The 17,726-nt window shown below is 38.7% G+C and carries 23 protein-coding genes and 1 riboswitch; of the genes, 19 read left to right on the top strand and 4 right to left on the bottom strand.

Annotated features, from left to right (window positions below; all coding sequences use genetic code 11):
* Positions 1 to 64: 64 nt before the first annotated feature.
* Positions 65 to 203, top strand: a riboswitch (TPP riboswitch).
* A gap of 130 nt (positions 204 to 333) precedes the next feature.
* The 11 genes from tenA (at position 334) to AC1DSK_RS06110 (ending at position 10,063) form a co-directional block, all read left to right on the top strand.
* Positions 334 to 1,020 carry a thiaminase II gene (gene tenA, locus AC1DSK_RS06060; protein WP_477547435.1) on the top strand — a complete coding sequence of 229 codons (687 nt, stop codon included), beginning with the start codon at positions 334 to 336 and terminating at the stop codon, positions 1,018 to 1,020.
* A 433-nt stretch (positions 1,021 to 1,453) separates the two neighbouring features.
* Positions 1,454 to 2,065, top strand: a complete 612-nt coding sequence (tenI, locus tag AC1DSK_RS06065; protein WP_477547436.1) for a thiazole tautomerase TenI — start codon at positions 1,454 to 1,456, stop codon at positions 2,063 to 2,065.
* Positions 2,066 to 2,099: 34 nt separating this feature from the next.
* Positions 2,100 to 3,224, top strand: coding sequence for a glycine oxidase ThiO (gene thiO / locus AC1DSK_RS06070; RefSeq protein ID WP_477547437.1), 1,125 nt, complete (start codon positions 2,100 to 2,102; stop codon positions 3,222 to 3,224).
* 15 nt (positions 3,225 to 3,239) lie between these two features.
* Entirely contained in the window at positions 3,240 to 3,443 is a 204-nt protein-coding gene (gene thiS, locus AC1DSK_RS06075) for a sulfur carrier protein ThiS (protein WP_477547438.1), read from the top strand.
* Positions 3,444 to 3,445: 2 nt separating this feature from the next.
* Positions 3,446 to 4,213: a thiazole synthase gene (locus tag AC1DSK_RS06080; protein ID WP_477532809.1), complete on the top strand. Its 768-nt coding sequence runs from the start codon at positions 3,446 to 3,448 to the stop codon at positions 4,211 to 4,213.
* Positions 4,210 to 5,229, top strand: coding sequence for a thiazole biosynthesis adenylyltransferase ThiF (locus tag AC1DSK_RS06085; RefSeq protein ID WP_477547439.1), 1,020 nt, complete (start codon positions 4,210 to 4,212; stop codon positions 5,227 to 5,229). The genes AC1DSK_RS06080 and AC1DSK_RS06085 overlap by 4 nt, the downstream gene beginning before the upstream one ends.
* 298 nt (positions 5,230 to 5,527) lie before the next feature.
* A complete protein-coding gene (locus AC1DSK_RS06090; protein WP_477547440.1) occupies positions 5,528 to 6,352 on the top strand; it encodes a sulfite exporter TauE/SafE family protein in 825 nt (274 codons plus the stop codon).
* A 12-nt stretch (positions 6,353 to 6,364) separates the two neighbouring features.
* Entirely contained in the window at positions 6,365 to 7,735 is a 1,371-nt protein-coding gene (locus tag AC1DSK_RS06095) for a bifunctional metallophosphatase/5'-nucleotidase (protein ID WP_477547441.1), read from the top strand.
* Positions 7,736 to 7,773: 38 nt separating this feature from the next.
* A complete protein-coding gene (gene yunB, locus AC1DSK_RS06100) occupies positions 7,774 to 8,565 on the top strand; it encodes a sporulation protein YunB (RefSeq protein WP_477547442.1) in 792 nt (263 codons plus the stop codon).
* Positions 8,566 to 8,771: 206 nt separating this feature from the next.
* A complete protein-coding gene (gene lipA / locus AC1DSK_RS06105) occupies positions 8,772 to 9,695 on the top strand; it encodes a lipoyl synthase (protein ID WP_477547443.1) in 924 nt (307 codons plus the stop codon).
* A 14-nt stretch (positions 9,696 to 9,709) separates the two neighbouring features.
* On the top strand, positions 9,710 to 10,063 hold the full coding sequence (locus AC1DSK_RS06110; RefSeq protein WP_477532637.1) for a YutD family protein: 354 nt from the start codon (positions 9,710 to 9,712) through the stop codon (positions 10,061 to 10,063).
* Between the two features lie 239 nt (positions 10,064 to 10,302).
* Here the strand turns inward: AC1DSK_RS06110 and AC1DSK_RS06115 are convergent, their stop codons facing one another.
* Positions 10,303 to 10,569: a DUF3055 domain-containing protein gene (locus AC1DSK_RS06115; RefSeq protein ID WP_016429008.1), complete on the bottom strand. Its 267-nt coding sequence runs from the start codon at positions 10,567 to 10,569 to the stop codon at positions 10,303 to 10,305.
* Between the two features lie 88 nt (positions 10,570 to 10,657).
* Here AC1DSK_RS06115 and hepT point away from each other — a divergent pair, with 88 nt between their 5' ends.
* Together hepT and AC1DSK_RS06125 are read left to right on the top strand one after the other, a co-directional pair.
* Positions 10,658 to 11,104, top strand: a complete 447-nt coding sequence (gene hepT / locus AC1DSK_RS06120; protein ID WP_477547444.1) for a type VII toxin-antitoxin system HepT family RNase toxin — start codon at positions 10,658 to 10,660, stop codon at positions 11,102 to 11,104.
* 2 nt (positions 11,105 to 11,106) lie between these two features.
* Positions 11,107 to 11,868 (top strand): TIGR01457 family HAD-type hydrolase, encoded by a 762-nt coding sequence (locus AC1DSK_RS06125; protein ID WP_477547445.1) that lies wholly within the window; start codon positions 11,107 to 11,109, stop codon positions 11,866 to 11,868.
* A 32-nt stretch (positions 11,869 to 11,900) separates the two neighbouring features.
* Here AC1DSK_RS06125 and AC1DSK_RS06130 read toward each other — a convergent pair whose 3' ends face one another.
* Entirely contained in the window at positions 11,901 to 12,128 is a 228-nt protein-coding gene (locus AC1DSK_RS06130) for a YuzB family protein (RefSeq protein ID WP_036660166.1), read from the bottom strand.
* Between the two features lie 157 nt (positions 12,129 to 12,285).
* Here AC1DSK_RS06130 and AC1DSK_RS06135 point away from each other — a divergent pair, with 157 nt between their 5' ends.
* Entirely contained in the window at positions 12,286 to 13,356 is a 1,071-nt protein-coding gene (locus AC1DSK_RS06135; RefSeq protein WP_477547446.1) for an NAD(P)/FAD-dependent oxidoreductase, read from the top strand.
* A 53-nt stretch (positions 13,357 to 13,409) separates the two neighbouring features.
* Here AC1DSK_RS06135 and AC1DSK_RS06140 read toward each other — a convergent pair whose 3' ends face one another.
* Positions 13,410 to 13,736 carry a YuzD family protein gene (locus AC1DSK_RS06140; RefSeq protein WP_477547447.1) on the bottom strand — a complete coding sequence of 109 codons (327 nt, stop codon included), beginning with the start codon at positions 13,734 to 13,736 and terminating at the stop codon, positions 13,410 to 13,412.
* An 84-nt stretch (positions 13,737 to 13,820) separates the two neighbouring features.
* On the opposite strand from AC1DSK_RS06140, the gene AC1DSK_RS06145 reads away from it, so the two are divergent.
* The 5 genes from AC1DSK_RS06145 to AC1DSK_RS06165 all read left to right on the top strand — a co-directional run bounded on the left by AC1DSK_RS06145 (position 13,821) and on the right by AC1DSK_RS06165 (position 17,091).
* Positions 13,821 to 14,054, top strand: coding sequence for a NifU family protein (locus AC1DSK_RS06145; RefSeq protein ID WP_016429002.1), 234 nt, complete (start codon positions 13,821 to 13,823; stop codon positions 14,052 to 14,054).
* A gap of 274 nt (positions 14,055 to 14,328) precedes the next feature.
* Positions 14,329 to 14,691 carry a HesB/IscA family protein gene (locus AC1DSK_RS06150; RefSeq protein ID WP_016429001.1) on the top strand — a complete coding sequence of 121 codons (363 nt, stop codon included), beginning with the start codon at positions 14,329 to 14,331 and terminating at the stop codon, positions 14,689 to 14,691.
* 215 nt (positions 14,692 to 14,906) lie between these two features.
* On the top strand, positions 14,907 to 16,121 hold the full coding sequence (locus AC1DSK_RS06155) for an NAD(P)/FAD-dependent oxidoreductase (RefSeq protein ID WP_016429000.1): 1,215 nt from the start codon (positions 14,907 to 14,909) through the stop codon (positions 16,119 to 16,121).
* Between the two features lie 327 nt (positions 16,122 to 16,448).
* On the top strand, positions 16,449 to 16,577 hold the full coding sequence (locus tag AC1DSK_RS06160) for a YuiA family protein (RefSeq protein ID WP_016428999.1): 129 nt from the start codon (positions 16,449 to 16,451) through the stop codon (positions 16,575 to 16,577).
* 184 nt (positions 16,578 to 16,761) lie between these two features.
* Positions 16,762 to 17,091: a YuiB family protein gene (locus AC1DSK_RS06165; RefSeq protein WP_016428998.1), complete on the top strand. Its 330-nt coding sequence runs from the start codon at positions 16,762 to 16,764 to the stop codon at positions 17,089 to 17,091.
* A gap of 42 nt (positions 17,092 to 17,133) precedes the next feature.
* On the opposite strand, the gene AC1DSK_RS06170 is transcribed toward AC1DSK_RS06165, so the two are convergent.
* Positions 17,134 to 17,610, bottom strand: coding sequence for a divergent PAP2 family protein (locus tag AC1DSK_RS06170; RefSeq protein WP_477547448.1), 477 nt, complete (start codon positions 17,608 to 17,610; stop codon positions 17,134 to 17,136).
* Between the last annotated feature and the right edge of the window lie 116 nt (positions 17,611 to 17,726).

Raw genomic sequence — 17,726 nt, forward strand, 5'->3', positions numbered from 1 at the left:
TTTATTTTTGGATTGATAAGTAATTAATTCGTGTTATGATGTTCATGTACAACTGAATAGTAATATCTTCCACTAGGGGGACCTTGCAATTGATAAATGGAAATCATTTATTCATAAATAAAGGTTGAGATTAAAGTAATGCTTTAAGACCCTTAGAACCTGATCTGGTTTATACCAGCGTAGGGAAGTGGAGTTGCGGAGCAGTATGTTTTTTTACTATTTTTCCAATACAACCACTTTCTTATGTTTGTTAAGAGAGTGGTTTTTTATTTGCCCTAAATTTGGCGGAAGTGATTCGATTCAGTTGAGAAAAACTTTTTTGGAGGTTGTTTTATGACATTTTCAAAGCTTTTAAGAGAAGAATCAGATCACATTTGGGAAGCAAGCTTTCATCATCCGTTCGTTACAGGAATTGGGGATGGGACATTGTCTTTAGAGTGTTTCCGTTATTACGTTATGCAGGATGCATACTACTTGTCCCACTTTGCAAAGGTTCAAGCTTTGGGTGCAGCAAGAGCTAATGATTTTGAAACAACGAGTAAAATGGCAGCTCATGCACAAGCCACATATGAAGCAGAATTATCGCTGCATAAGAATTTTTCACGTCGACTCGGAATAACAGAAGAAGAACAAGCAAATTTCAAGCCTTCGCCTACTGCGTATGCTTACACATCCCATTTGTATCGTGCAGCATATCACGGACATTTAGGCGATATTATCGCAGCCATTTTACCTTGTTATTGGCTTTATTTTGAAATCGGCGAGAGACTTCAGTCGTGTACTCCTGAAGAACCGATTTACCAAGAATGGATTGCTGCATATGGTGGTGAATGGTTTAGAGCGAAAGTCGAGGAACAAATTAATAGACTAGACAAGCTTGCTGAAACAGTAACTGCTGAGGACCGCGAACGGATGAAAGAACATTTTATCATTAGTAGCCAATACGAATATTCATTTTGGGAAATGGCCCATACATTAGAAAAATGGCCAGCTCAAAAAGAAGTAGTAAGTTACACATAGAAAAATGTAGTTGGCGTAGGGAAGTGGAAATAGCTATTAAAATATTTCGGATATCAGTATAAGAAAAGACATCAGTTTGCACCATTGTGGGTGCAAACTGTGTTTTTCTAGCACTGATAGCTATTAAAATATTTCGGATATCAGTATAAGAAAAGACATCAGTCTGCACCATTGTGGCTGCAAACTGTGTTTTTCTAGCACTGATAGCTATTAAAATATTTCGGATATCAGTATAAGAAAAGACATCAGTTCGCACCATTGTGGGTGCAAACTGTGTTTTTCTAGCACTGATAGCTATTAAAATATTTTGGATATCAGTATAAGAAAAGACATCAGTTCGCACCATTGTAGGTACAAACTGTGTTTTTCTAATTTAATTTACGTTTAGTTTATAAGGCAATCAACTTTAGGCTTTTGAAAGGGGATAAAGAGTATGGATCATGCAAAACTACATGTCATATCAACTGGAAGCCAGAAGCCAGAGCAATTAGCAGAAATAGCTGGGGCGATCCATCCATATATCGATGCCATCCATATTCGAGAGAAGTCGAAAACAGCCATAGAAATCTACAGATTAGTGAGTTTATTAACGGACAATAAAGTCCCGTTATCTAAAATAATTATCAACGATCGACTAGATGTGGCCTATGTGTCAAAGGTTGGAGGAGTTCAACTCGCCTATCATTCTATACCAGCTGATATTGTGAAAATACAGTTTCCAAGTTTAAGAGTTGGTTGTTCGGTTCATTCAATTGATGAGGCTCATATTGCACAAGAACAAGGTGCAGATTATGTGATTTTCGGACATGTTTTCCCCACACAATCAAAGCCGGGATTAGTTTCAAAGGGTTTAGAGCAATTAGCCACCGTCTCACATTCAGTTACTATTCCCGTATTTGCAATAGGCGGTATAAAACCGCTAAACGTTCGGGAAGTAATCGAAGCTGGGGCGAGTGGTATTGCTGTGATGTCAGGAATATTAGAAGCTGATAATCCGTTAGAGGCAGCAAAGGAATATTATCAAAAGCTAACGTCTAACAATTGACATAATAATTTTCCAGGGAAAAAGGGGGGATTTGATGAGATATCAGTATGATGCAATCGTGGTGGGCGGTGGAGTTATTGGGGGATCCATCGCTTATAATCTTGCCAAAAGAGGGATTAAGGTACTTTTGTTGGAAAAAGATCGACTTGCAAGTAAATCATCTGGAGCCGCTGCTGGAATGTTGGCCGCTCAAGCAGAATTGGATGGAGTGGGACCACTTTTTCAATTAGCTAGAAAAAGCAGAGCGATGTTTACAAGACTAGCAGATGAAATAAAAGGGACCAGTGGAATAGATATTGAACTCATAAATAAAGGCATGCTAAAGGTTGCCATTAATGAACAGGAACAACAGGAATATAAGAGATTCATTGCAATCCAGAGACAAAGTGGAGATCAAGCTGATTGGCTTACAGCTGAAGAGGTAAGAGAAAAAGAGCCTGCATTATCTCAAGATATTATTGGAGCAATGCTTCTTGATAAAGATGGGCATGTAGAAGCCCCCCAGTTAACTTTAGGGTTATTAAAGTCTGCAGCAGTACTTGGTGTGGTAATAAAAGAATACGTGGAAGTTTATGACTTTCAGTTCACGAAAGAGAGAGTTACAGGTGTTGTGACGAGTGAAGGTGATTTTACCAGTGAAAATGTCATTGTGGCAGGTGGGGCTTGGAGTAAGAAGTTACTTTCAAAAACAGGGATACAGTTAGAAACCCATCCCGTAAAAGGTGAATGTTTTTCTATCGTAACGCATCGTCCATTGCTAACTAGTACGATATTTTCGCATGGTTGCTACCTCGTCCCCAAAAAAGGTGGAAGAATAATCGTTGGTGCTACCGTTAAACCAAGAACTTTTAACCCAAAAGTTACGTTAGAGGGGATATCCTTTCTGATGGAAAATGCTAAAAAATTGATGCCGTCCATTTTGGAGGCAGAATGGGAGCAGACCTGGGCTGGTATTCGACCACAAACCGCTGACGGGTACCCGTACTTGGGGGAACATCCTGTATATAAAGGGTTATTCATCGCAACAGGCCATTTTAGAAATGGAATATTACTTTCTCCAATAACTGGTGAGATTATCTCCGACTTGGTTGAAGGGAAGTCCACATCGGTAAATTTGGCACCTTATCGGGTAGATCGTTTGGTAAAGCAATTAGTTTAAGTGTGGGGTGAAAGAATGAAATTAGTGATTAACGGAGACAAAATAGAAGTCCCAAATACAGTGGAAACAATATCTAACCTGTTACAGCATTTCGAATTAGAAAAGAAGGTTGTAATCGTTGAATGGAATAACACGATATTGGAAAAAGGATCGCATCAAGAAACCATACTAAGTGATGGGGATAAAGTTGAATTAGTACATTTTGTAGGAGGCGGATGACGATGTTGAAAATTGGATCATATGAATTCATGTCAAGATTACTATTAGGTACAGGGAAATATCCAGACTTTGATGTTCAAAAAGAAGCAGTAGAAGTGTCAGGAACAGAGATATTAACGTTCTCTGTTCGTAGGATGAATGTATTCGAGCCAAGCCAACCTAATTTTTTAGAAAAGCTAGATCTTAATAAGTACATATTACTTCCAAATACAGCAGGTGCAAGTACAGCAGCAGAAGCGGTTCGTATTGCTAAATTAGCTAAAGCTTCAGGTCTTTGCGACATGATTAAGGTTGAAGTAATTGGTTGCCAAAAAACATTATTACCGGACCCAATAGAAACATTAAAGGCATCAGAGGAACTGTTAAAAGAGGGATTTACTGTCCTACCGTATACATCAGACGATGTTCTCCTAGCTAAACGACTAGAAGAATTGGGGTGTCATGCCATTATGCCAGGTGCATCACCAATTGGTTCCGGCCAAGGGATTATTAATCCATTAAACCTCAGCTTTATTATTGAACAAGCAAGTGTACCAGTTATTATCGATGCTGGAATAGGGACTCCATCTGACGCAGCCATTGCCATGGAATTAGGTGCGGATGGGGTGTTACTAAATACTGCAGTTTCAGGAGCAAATGACCCAGTGAAAATGGCGAAGGCAATGAAACTTGCGATTGAAGCGGGTCGTCTAGGATTTGAAGCAGGACGGATTCCGAAAAAGCGTTATGCAACTGCGAGTAGCCCTACGGAAGGAATGAGTATGAGTTGAGTGAACGATATTCACGACAAGAACTCTTCGTTCCAATTGGAGTAGAAGGACAATCAAAAATAGGGGAAAAACATGTGTTAGTAATCGGTGCGGGTGCACTTGGAACGGGAAGTGCAGAAGTGCTTGTGCGTGCAGGTGTTGGCAAGCTGACGATTGTTGATCGTGACTATGTGGAGTGGAGTAATCTCCAACGTCAGCAATTGTATACCGAAAATGATGCGAAGCAACGCATTCCAAAAGCAATTGCAGCGAGAGAACGTTTAGCGCACATAAATTCAGAGGTAGATATTGTTTCCCATGTAATGGATGTCTCTGTAGAGGAACTAGTAATGCTTGTTAAAGATGTGGATTTAATCATGGATGCAACTGATAATTTTGATATTCGGTTGATAATTAATGATATTTCCCAGAAGTATCAGATTCCCTGGATTTATGGGGCATGTGTTGGAAGCTATGGGATTACATATACGATCCTACCAGGAGAAACCCCTTGTTTACATTGTTTGTTACAAACTGTGCCAATGGAGGGGGTTACTTGTGACACTGTCGGAATAATTAGCCCAGCTGTTCAAATGGTCGTCTCCTTTCAAACAACAGAGGCATTAAAAATTTTAGTAGAAGATTATCAAGCTTTAAGAAAAAAGCTCGTTTCATTTGATTTATGGAAAAATCATCATGCAGCAATTAGCGTCGATAAGATGAAGAAAGAAAGTTGTTTATCTTGCGGTACAAACCGTACGTATCCGTATTTAGCTTTTTCAAATCAAACAAAAACCGTCGTATTATGTGGAAGGGATACGGTTCAAATCCGACCACCTGAACCAATGGATAGAAATTTAGAGAGTTTGGCTAACGTCCTTTCGGGACAAGGAAGAAAGGTCTCACAAAATCCATACTTACTTTCTTTTTCAACCGGTAATCACCGCCTAGTTATTTTCAAGGATGGACGTGTATTAATCCATGGAACAAAAGACATTGCTGAGGCTAAAACTTTATATCATCGCTACTTAGGTTGAGTTTTATTATTCTTAAGGGTGTTAATCGGGTGCTTTAACTCGCAATGAATAAATTTTTATAGTTTATAATAATGCAAGGTTTTAAGCGTTTGTTGATATTCTTTTTGAGTGTGAATGTTTGAAAGCTATGTAATCTAAGGATATGATAAAGGAAAGATTTTCAAGAAAAATTCCTCAAGGATAGATTCGTATATTCATGTTTTTCTCCTTCAAAAAATAGTTCTTGCAAATATTTTTTCCCAATTCAGTATGAAGGACTGGCATTAAAGCAACTAGAAATGTTTGAAGGAGATTGGTAATGGAATATGTTTTATTGGTAATTGTGGGATTAATATCTGGCATCGTGGGTGCATTGGTTGGTTTAGGTGGAGGGATCATTCTGGTGCCTGCGACTCTTTATATTGGTGGATCGCTAGGATTGATTCCAGGAATTACTCCTCAGAATGTCGTTGGACTTTCTGTTATTATGATGATTTTCACGGGACTAGCCTCGACATTGACCTATATGAAATCCAAAACAGTTGATTACCGCAGCGGTCTGATCTTTTTTGCTGGAAGTGTTCCAGGAACGATTTTAGGAGCTTGGGTGAACAAAGGTTTGGATTTGCCTTCATTTAATTTGTATTTTGGCATTTTAATGATTATTATTTCGACCATATTAATGGTTCGGAAATATTTAAAGCCTGTAGAGTGGTTTGTGAAACATGGTAAGCAAAAGACTTTCACAGATGCTAACGGACAAAATTACATATACGGGTATCCTGTATGGTTCGCACTGATCCTGACCTGTGGAATTGGTTTCGCTTCTGGATTGTTTGGGATAGGTGGTGGGTCTATAATTGTACCAGCCATGATTTTACTATTCTTATTCCCCCCACACGTTGCGGTCGGAACTTCCATGTTCATGGTGTTCTTATCCGCTTTGGTTAACTCAGCTAGCCATATTTCGCTTGGGAATGTTCCGTGGTTATATACAATTCCAGTCGTACCGGCTGCTTATATTGGAGCCAAAATAGGAGCAAACTTAAATCAACGTATCCAATCGGAAACATTGGTATTTGCTCTGCGTATAATTTTATTATTACTTGGTGTTCGCTCGATTGCTGCAGGACTGATGGGATAAGGAGTTGGCCAAATGATTGAAACCATTCATTTTTATCATACTAATGATTTACATAGTCATTTTCAGCATTGGCCACGTATCCATGAGCTCGTGACAGCACGAAAAAAATGGCATGTTGAAGAAGGCGAATCGAGTTTCACGATAGACTTGGGAGATCATATCGACCGTTCCCATATTTTCACGGAAGGAACGCTCGGCAAAGGAAATGTGAATCTCTTAAATGAAGCTCTATATGATGTTGCTACTATAGGTAACAATGAAGGTATAACTTTGTCACACGATGAATTGGAAAATCTTTATGAAGATGCACAATTTAAAGTCGTGGTAGGAAACTTGTTTAATCAAAATGGGGAAGTTCCAAAGTGGTTATTGCCAACCACTTTTCTTACAACGATGCATGGTACAAAGATAGGTGTGACAGCCCTAACTGCTGAATACACTCAGTTTTATGAACAGCTCGGATGGCAAGTAACGGATGCATTTGTAGCTTTAAAAGCCCATGTTGAGCAACTAAAAGGTGAAACTGACTTCATCATTTGTATGTCTCATTTGGGGATTCAAGCAGATGAAGAAATGGCCGAGCAATTTCCCGAAATTGATGTCATTTTTGGGGCACACACTCATCACATTTTACATGAAGGAAAGCTGGTCAATCGTTCTCTGTTAGCAGCCGCTGGCAAGTTTGGATATTACGTAGGGCATGTGACTCTAGAATACGATTTGGAAAAGAAAGAAGTTATAAAGAAACATGCACTTTTGTACGATACAAATGAATTGCAAGAAAGTGTCGACGAAGAAGGATTTCTAAATAATTTGGTCAATGTGGGCAAAAACCTTATATCAGTTCCAGCGTTTTACCAAACGGAACATCTTCCAAAAGAATGGTTCAAGGATTCCGCTTTGTCGACTTATTTTGGGAACGCATTAACCACATTTTGTAACACCGAATGTGCTCTGTTCAATGCAGGCTTGTTCTTAACGGACTTACATAGAGGTGAAATATCACATTTTGATATTCACCAAATGATGCCTCATCCAATCAACCCTTGTGTCATTGAACTGACTGGAGAACAATTAAAAGATATTTACAACTTGTCGTTAAATGAAAGCTGGCCAAATCTTGAAATTAAAGGACTGGGCTTTCGTGGGGTAGTGATGGGTAAAATGATTACCCATCAATTTAAGGTAGTTGAGGATGATTTGTTTATACGTGGGCGTCTCATTGAACCTACAGTCAAGGTTCGATTGGCAACTCTTGATATGTTCACATTTGGTTATTTCTTTCCAGCATTCAAAGAATTGTCAAAGACTTACTATATGCCCGAATTCATTCGTGACATTCTAATTGCATATGGTCAAAAGAACGAATATAGGAATAATTGAGGCTTCCTGGTCGTAATATGACCTAGGAGGCTTTTTTTGTGCGATTACGTAAAATATCAAAAAGGTCAGTTTATTGGAAAGGGAATAACATTGTTCCTTTGCTATTTGTTTTTATCGTGATCTCCGTTGCTTTAATGTTTTATCTCGTCAACGTTCGCCTGACTCCAATTTACTTAGATTATGCAGAAGTTCAATCCAATAAAATTGCCTCACTTGTCGTAAGTAAAGCAATCAACTCACGCACTGCTGATGTGATGGATGTAAATGATATAATTGAAGAAATACCAACGGACCAACCCAATATGGTAACGACGAAATTCAAGACGGATATCATCAATCGGGTACAGGCGGAAACTAGTCAATTGGTGCAAACCCACTTGGAGCAGGCTGAAGAAGGGAACTTGGATAATTTACCTTATTTAGATGACATCGAGTATGATCCACAGGCAATGGAAGATAACGGGGGAATTGTGTTTTATGTACCGCTTGGTCAAGCAACGAATATCCCGCTTCTTGGTAACCTGGGACCAAAAATCCCTATAAGATTCCATGTGATCGGCAATGTGCAATCAGACGTAAAATACGAAATCACTGAGTTTGGCATTAACAATGCAATGGTTGATGTGAGCATTGTCATTGAGGTCACTGTACAAGTCATTGTGCCGCTGGCAACTAAATCGACGAAAATTAAACGAAAAATACCTGTTGCACTAGGAATCATCCGAGGACAGGTTCCTCAGATCTATACAAAAGGTGAAGGAAATACTCAACCTTCAGTAGAAGTACCATTACAGCCCCCAGCAGTCCCAACTTCACCACCACCTGAATGAGTTCGTACAAAGAGACCAGAGGGAGAGGTATCACGGTAAGTTAAGATGCATGCTGGTTCAAAATTAAAAGCAAAAATAAAGCTCCTCTTACACAGAGAAGCTTTATTTTTTGATTCCAGAGAAGGTTGTGGGACGTGTTCGAATATGGTACATTGACAACAGTGAGTTACTTGCCTACATAGTCTGAAAAGAATGGGGTTACAATCATGACAACTAAACAAACACATATTCGAAAACCAGCTTGGTTAAAGATTAAATTAAATACGAATGACAATTATAAAGGTCTTAAGAAAATGATGCGTGAAAACAATTTAAATACTGTATGTGAAGAAGCGAAATGCCCAAACATTCACGAATGCTGGGGTACTCGACGTACAGCAACGTTCATGATTTTAGGTGCAATTTGTACACGTGCATGTCGTTTCTGTGCAGTTAAGACGGGTTTGCCGAATGAACTTGATTTAGCAGAGCCAGAACGTGTAGCAGATTCAGTTGTCATGATGAATCTAAAACATGTCGTCGTAACCGCGGTTGCGCGAGATGATTTAAAAGACGGTGGTTCTGCTGTATTCGCAGAAACTGTACGTGCCATTCGTCGCAAAAACCCATTCACAACGATCGAAGTTTTGCCTTCTGATATGGGTGGGATAGAGGAAAATCTACAAATGCTGATGGATGCAAAACCTGATATTTTAAACCATAATATAGAAACAGTTCGTCGTTTAACGCCGAGAGTTCGTGCACGAGCAAAGTACGATCGTTCTCTAGAATTTTTACGTCGTTCAAAAGAAATGCAACCTGATATTCCAACGAAATCTTCTCTTATGGTGGGTCTAGGTGAAACAAAAGAAGAGATTATAGAAGTAATGGATGATCTGCGGGCAAACGACGTGGATATTATGACGATTGGGCAGTACCTACAGCCATCTAAAAAACATATTGCAGTTCAAAAATATTATTCACCGCTCGAATTTGGAGAACTACGTAAAATTGCGATGTCTAAAGGTTTCTCACACTGTGAAGCGGGGCCATTGGTTCGTAGCAGTTACCATGCGGATGAACAGGTAAATGCAGCAGCAAAAGAAAAACAGCGTCTTGGTGACGAGCAATTAACTCTCACAACTAGTTGATGGAGCGTGAATTGATGATTACAATCGATCGATGGGAATATGAAATTCTGATAGATTATCGGGAAGCATTTAAAGAAGAGGCTTTTCAAGATCGTTATAGTGAAATTTTAAATAAATATGATTACATTTTGGGCGACTGGGGTTATGGACAACTTCGCCTGAAAGGTTTCTTTGATGATAAAAATCAAAAAGCGACTTATGATACGAAAGTCAGTACGTTGCAGGATTATTTGTATGAATACTGTAATTTTGGATGTGCGTACTTTATATTAAAAAAATCCGGACCAGCAAAACCGGTAGCAGTTCTAGCTGCAATAGAAGAAACACCACAAACAGAAAACCTCGATTTGGATGTTCCATCATCCTAATCGAGGTTTTTTCTTATCCTAAGTCTCAGTTAAACGTTATCGTTGAGGGTCTCATTGTTCAAAAGTGCAGCTCCTGCGGTTAATCGTCGCCTAAAAGATTGCTCCTCGGTTACTCTTCGCAAAGAATATGGTCAAAACCACCTTTGACCATATTCTTTGCGGCTTGCTAGGCGCATGGATGGCAGTTCGTCCACGGAACGGGCAATGATTCCTTCTTTTTATAAATCAACAATGAATGCTTAGCCTAATAATTCCTGCAAATAATCGCGTAGTTCTGCGGCTTCTTCTTCGTTGCGGTTATAGACATGTTCCAAATAACCTTCTTCTTCTAAATCATCAGAGCCCAATATAGCAAAACGATTATATTGAATATCCATTACGAGTACTTTTCCGAAAAAACGGCTACTTTGCAAAATTGCTAAATCATATCGTTGAGATTCACCTGTAAAGCTAACAAATCTCGTTTTTGTATCTTCCACATCATCATATAAGAAAAATCGTTCCATTTGGCAGTTCTCCTTCCACTCCTAGCAATTATGGTACTATAGGATGGAAAAGACAATCAACTTAGAACTGATAAAGTGAGGGAACCTTATGTATTTTGTAGACCGGAAAAAAATAAATCATACAGTGAAGTATATGACAACACTTATGGAAATGCTGGAGACATCAGTGAATTCTTCTATGAATGAATTTGAAAAATTGGCATTGGAGCGAATTGCTTCTAACATTATCGAGTCCATAATTGATGTTGGGAATTCCATGATAGACGGCTTCATTATGAGAGACCCAGGCAGCTATGAAGACATCATTGACATATTGACTGACGAAAAAGTGATTTCTGCTGAGATGGACGCACCCCTAAAAGAAGTAATTGGACTTCGTAAAATGCTGGTGCGAGATTTTATGAGCGTTGATCATAAGGAAGTGCAAACTATATTGCAATCAAATTTCCAGGAGTTAAGACAATTTCCAGCGAGTATTGAGCATTATTTAACGCATGAACTTGGGCCAGTGTCTGCATTTTTACCTGAGGATTAAGCATGAAAACATATAAATGTTATTGCATTGACCTAGATGGAACAGTCTATCGTGGTAAACAGCCGATAAAAGAAACAGTACAATTTGTTCACCATTTACAACACCAAGGAATAGAACCTTTTTTTGTGACTAATAATGCTTCTCAGACACCAGACCAAGTGCTATCGAAGCTTGCAGGATTTGGGATTGTAGCAAAGCGCAGTCATATTATGACTTCTGCTTTGGCGGCAGCGAAGTACATTGCACTTCACTACCCTGGAAAAGAAGTTTCAATGATTGGGGAAAGTGGATTGAGGGAATCACTTCTTGAGAAAGGAGTGTGTATAGTGCCTTCTTCGAAAGAAGTGTTTGTGATGGGAATCGACCGGGATATCACATATGAGAAAATTGCACAGGCCTGTCTGGACATCAGACAAGGAGCAACGTTTATATCTACAAACAGTGATCGTGCTTTCCCAAATGAAAGAGGCTTGATGCCAGGTAATGGTGCGTTTACAGCGTTGATTCAAAGTTCTACTGGAGTTGAACCTATTTATATAGGAAAGCCACATGGTCATATGCTTGAAATGATTCAGCTTGAACATCAGTATTCAAAAGAGGATATGGTGATGATTGGAGACAATTATGATACCGATATTATGGCAGGAATAAATTTTGGAATTGACACGATTCACGTCAATACGGGTGTGACTTCTACAGAAGAAGCATTGCTGAAACCAAAACGTCCAACTGTAACTCTTGAAAATTTAGTGGAATGCATATAAAAAAGGAGCTGCATCTACGCAGCTCCTGTGTATTAAAAAAGTGGATTTTCATCTATATATTCATAAATCTTCTTAGTAAGTTCATCTGGCGAATCAGCTTCTACGACATCACCATTAACAACTGCAAAAAAAGATTCAGCACATTTTGTACAATAACTTAAACACCCGTATTCCAGAACGTCTAAATTTGGGTCTCGTTCTAATTGTTCAAACGTTTTTTGAGAACCATTCGCTAAATTACTGACACAAAATTCTACCATTGGATTAAACACGTTCTTCACCTCGCTACATCGCCATGCTACTCTTTTTTTTTTCGTTCGTCAATCCGAGTGTCTTATTGTGAAACTTCTCACAATGATTTATACTTACAACGTAAAGAGATAGACTGTATATAAAATGCTCAAGGGAGATTTTTTTATGAAAAACTTAGTTTTACTGGGTGGTGGATACGGCAACATGCGTATGTTGCTTCGTTTACTGCCAAATAATAATTTACCTGAAGATGTACAAATTACATTAGTGGACCGCACACCATTCCATAGTTTGAAAACAGAGTTTTATGCATTGGCAGCAGGTACTGTTCCTGACCAGGAAGTCCGAGTATCCTATCCAGAACATGAACGTTTGAAAATGGTCTATGGCGAGGTCGTAGAAATCAACCGTGAAGAAAAAATGGTCGTGCTTTCTAATGACATTCAAATCCCATATGATGATGTAGTAATTGGATTAGGTTGTGAAGACAAGTACCATGGTGTGCCTGGTGCAGACGAATTCACGTTAAGCATTCAAACGATTGGTCGTTCACGCGAAACATTTAACAAACTATGTGGATTGCCATCTGGATCTGTTGTCGGGATTGTCGGAGCAGGATTAAGTGGAATCGAACTTGCCAGCGAATTACGCGAATCACGTCCGGATTTAGGAATTAAATTGTTCGATCGAAGCCCACGTATTTTACGTGACTTCCCGGAACGCTTAAGTAATTTCGTGAAAAAATGGTTTGATACCCACAATGTCGAAGTCGTCAGTAATTCTAATATCACAAAAGTGGAACCAACTGTTTTGCATAACCATGAAGAGACGATTGAAGTGGATGCAGTGGTGTGGACAGCAGGTATTCAACCTGTCGCTCCTGTGAGAAACATGAATACGGAAACTGACTCAATTGGGCGTGTTGTGTTGTCTCAATACCATAACTTACCCGAAGATGAACATGTTTATGTGGTAGGTGACTGTGCAGCGTTGCCATATTCACCAAGTGCACAAGTTGCGGAAGAACAAGCGGAACAAATTGTTGAAGTGCTTCAAGCACGTTGGAAAGGTAAAGAGTTGCCTGAAAAAATGCCTGAAATCAAACTAAAAGGATTCTTGGGTTCTTTAGGGAAAAAACAAGGTTTTGCTTACTTGGCAGACCGTACAGTCACTGGACGTATCGCACGTTTACTAAAATCTGGTGTGTTATGGATGTACAAGTGGCATAACGGATGATGAATAGAAAGAGACCTGGAAGTGAAATATAACTTTCAGGTCTCATTTTTTGTTTATTTACTGACAAAACCATGTTTTTCTAGTTCAACAAAAACGGGTTGCAGTTGGATATAGCCCTCGCCAACCACTTCTCCAGCAACTAAAACGAGTGGGAAAAAGTATTCTTCTTCCAATACTCGATTGGCCAATTCTTGTTGTCGTTCATTATCCACTGGTTTTTTAATGTCAATATAGGATATTTCATAAGGATGATTAGGGTATTTACGATCGATTGCCGCTTGCAACCATTCATAAGTATCTTTGGAAGTAGGTGCGTTTACACAGCTGGCACAAACGACATCTGCACCATAAATTTCAATTGAAACTAATTTTTTCTCCATGATAATTTTCTCCGTTTCGTATGTACTGATGGATTTTTTCTTCTCTTCACATTATAATAATTATAAGGAAAGGGGTCGAAATAAATGACTGATACAATGACAGAACAAGTTCAAGAAGTATTAGATAAATTACGTCCATTTTTACTCCGCGATGGTGGAGATTGTGAGCTTGTCGATATCGAAGATGGCATAGTCAAACTTCGTCTTCTTGGTGCATGTGGAAGCTGCCCAAGTTCTACAATAACACTAAAAGCAGGTATTGAAAGAGCTCTTTTGGAAGAAGTTCCAGGTGTTGTGGAAGTTGAACAAGTGTTTTAATTCCTAAAAGTGAAATTGCATTTCAGGCAAAGGACGCAACTATTGGTCCGAGCCTAGGTGCGCACTGTCACTTGTAGTTATACAATAAGAGCAGATAATGCTAGTTGATTTTTATGCTGAACAATTTGGGGCCTTAAGAGGCTCCTTTTTTATACTTATCTTTTTTTTCATTATACCCAAAACGTTGGTTATATCGATAGTCAAATTAAGTTGTTCTAGTTGTATGTGTTTGAGCAAAATTGGTATCATAAATAATAGAAGGAAGGTGTAACGGATGACACATGTTGTCGAATTATCAGAAGCTGCAGCTTACCAGGTTAAAGAAATGATGAGTCATAATGACGAGCAAGGTTCCTTTCTACGAGTTGCTGTTCATGGCGGTGGATGTAGTGGACTTTCATATGGGATGGGTTTTGAACACGACAAGAAAGATTCAGACATTACACTAGAACAGCATGGCTTGACCATCCTGGTATCGAGTGAAGATGCAGCCATCATAAATGGTACCGTAATTGACTATAAGCAATCGTTGATGGGTGGAGGGTTCACTATTGAAAACCCAAATGCCATTGCATCTTGTGGTTGCGGATCTTCATTCCGAACAGCGAGCAAAACAGGAACACCAGAAAATTGTTAAGACAACCAATTTTTGGTCTTTTTCTGTAAATTCAAACCTTTTACTCTTGGCAGGATTATATTGAAATCAAAACCTAAGAGGTATATTATAGAGGATAGTACATTTGTCGAAAAAAGAGACAAATTCGCTTTAGTCTACTTGAAGTATGTAAATACTTCTTTTTTCTTTGACTAAACGAATAAATATAAAACTATTTAAAGGTGGTTTCGATCTTCGTGAAAAGACCGACAATTTTAGTATTAGGCGCCGGCTATGGCGGTTTAGCAACAGTAGTCAACTTACAAAAAAACATTGGACCTGACGTCGCAGATATTACATTAATCAACCAAAATGATTATCATTATGAATCTACATGGTTACATGAGGCTTCAGCAGGAACATTAAGACCGGATCAAGTACGTTATGACATTGCAGATGTAATTAAATCAGATAAAGTAAAATTTGTGAAAGCATCTGTAGAAGGAATCGATATTCCTGGGAAACAAGTAACAACTGATAACGGTGTGTTTTCTTATGACTATCTAGTAATCGGTCTTGGATTCGAAGGCGAAACTTTCGGGATTCCAGGTTTAGATAAATACGCTTTATCGATTGCGAATGTAAAAGCAGCTCGTCAAATCCGTGAGCATATCGAATATCAATTCGCTACTTGGTCAATGGAAGACGTAAAAGATGATAGCCGCTTAACAATCGTTGTTGGTGGTGCTGGGTTTACCGGTATTGAGTTCCTAGGTGAACTTGGTAACAGAGTTCCTGAACTTTGCAAAGAGTTCGATGTACCACATGAAAAAGTACGTGTTGTTTGTGTAGAAGCTGCACCAATGGTATTACCAGGATTTGATCCAGAATTGGTTGAATATGCAGTTGGTCACCTACAAGCAAAAGGAATTGAATTCTCAATTGGAACACCAGTTGTTGAAGCAACTCCTGAAGGCGTGAAAATTAAAAAAGGTGAAGACGAGTTTGAATTTGTGAAAGCTGGTACAGTCGTTTGGGCTGCAGGCGTTCGCGGAAACCGTTTAATCGAACAAACAGGCATTGAAAACATGCGTGCCCGCGTTAAAGTTGAAAAAGATATGCGTGCTCCAGGTCATGATGATGTATTTATCGTTGGTGACTGCGCATTGTTGATTAATGAAGAAGTAAACCGTCCTTACCCACCAACAGCACAAATTGCAATGCAACAAGGTGTGACAGTGGCGAAAAACCTAATCGCTTTAATCAATGGAGAACAAACAGAAACATTCGTACCTGATTTAAAAGGTAGTGTTTGTTCACTTGGTGAACATGACGCAATCGGTGTAGTTTTCGGTAAAAAAATTACAGGCACAAAGGCATCATTTATGAAAAAAGTAATTGATAACCGTTCTCTTTTCATGATTGGCGGTCCTTCACTAGTTGTGAAAAAAGGTAAATTCAACGTTCTTTAATAATAGATTAAATTTCGCCCATCTGGATTATCCAGATGGGTTTTTTCAATCTAACCGGAAATATTTGAAGGATTTGAATGAGTAATGAGGATTCTTTAGAAAATAGAAGGCTGAAACTAAAGTAATTAATGGGCGGCTAATGCATATATAGGAAGAAGCAGTTGAAGGAGCTTATGGTTTTGAAAGAATGAGAAAAGAGGAGTAAAATTAAGAAAAATAGAGATAATATTTAATGTATTCGTTTACATTTAGATGATGTATGGTTTACAGAGGATTTCCTATATGTTATATTATCAGAATATTAAGAATTAAAAGGAGATGGTCAATATGACAACTTACAAAAAGGATGTTAAAGCCAATCAATGCCCATATTGTAAGGGAAATGGATATTTCCAATTACGTCTTGGTGGTTCTGAAACGTGTTCGTGTTGTGCAGGTTCTGGAAGGAAAAAGTAGACTCTGAAGGTTCTTTTCGTAAATAATTCGAAAAGAACCTTTTTTTTTGGCCTTAATGAGACGATCCCTTAAGCTTCTTATGTGCTTCAACATGTTACAGTCCGTTGAACAACTCACATGGTTATTGAAAGGAACATACCAATCATGTAAACTGTTGAAAGGAACGCATGGAGGGAACAATTCAATGGACGGTAATTTTACACTTGTAACGGTTATGTTATCCGTATTAATATTTCTAGTAATGTTTTTTGGGATTGGTTTTTTACTCAATATGTTACTTCGCATGACATGGTTAATGGCAATTGTTTATCCAATAGTCGTTATCTTGATTATCGATGAAGTGGACTTCTTCGAGTATTTCACAGCGCCTGTTATGGCATTTCAAGCTCTTGGAGAAAAATTAATGGCACTTCATTTCGCGGATATTTTAGTTTTATCGAGTGGCTTGGTTGGTGCGATCATTGCAGGAATTGTCATCAAAATGTTACGTAAAAATGGATATCAAATGTTTTAACAGAAAAGCAGTGGAGCTCTCAAAGGAGATCCACTGCTTCTTTTATACGAGAAATACATAAATGATTATTGAAATGAAAATTCCTGTTAAAGCGCCCATAAAAACCTCGCTCGGTTTGTGTCCAAGTAGTGTTTTCAGCTCTTCAATCTTTTCTGCATCTTTTTTATGTGCCCATTCTTTAGATTGATTAACAAAAATCTGAAAGTCAATACGCATTTGGTTAATAATGATTGCCTGCTGACCTGCCTGGAAACGTACTCCCGAAGCATCAAACATTACGATGATTGCAAAAATGGCGGATACAGCGAATAAAGGTGAACCGAGACCGGTTTCAAAAGCAACCGCTGTTGTCAAAGCTGTTACAGCTGCTGAATGAGAACTTGGCATACCACCGGTTGAAGTGAAAAGTTTCCAATCGACTTTCTTGGTTACTAAATAGGTGATTGGGATTTTTACGAATTGAGCAAATATGATTCCGAATAGGGCTGCGAGGAGTGGAATATTTGTAAGAATGTCCATAGTGGTCCACCCTTTCGTGTTGAATTGTTTAGTAAAGTATACCACATCTATAGGGCTCTAAAACGCGTAATCTTAGTTGATGACAGATAATTCGAAAAGCGTAACATATTCGTATA

The sequence above is a fragment of the Paenisporosarcina sp. P4_B8 genome, assembly GCF_056402175.1.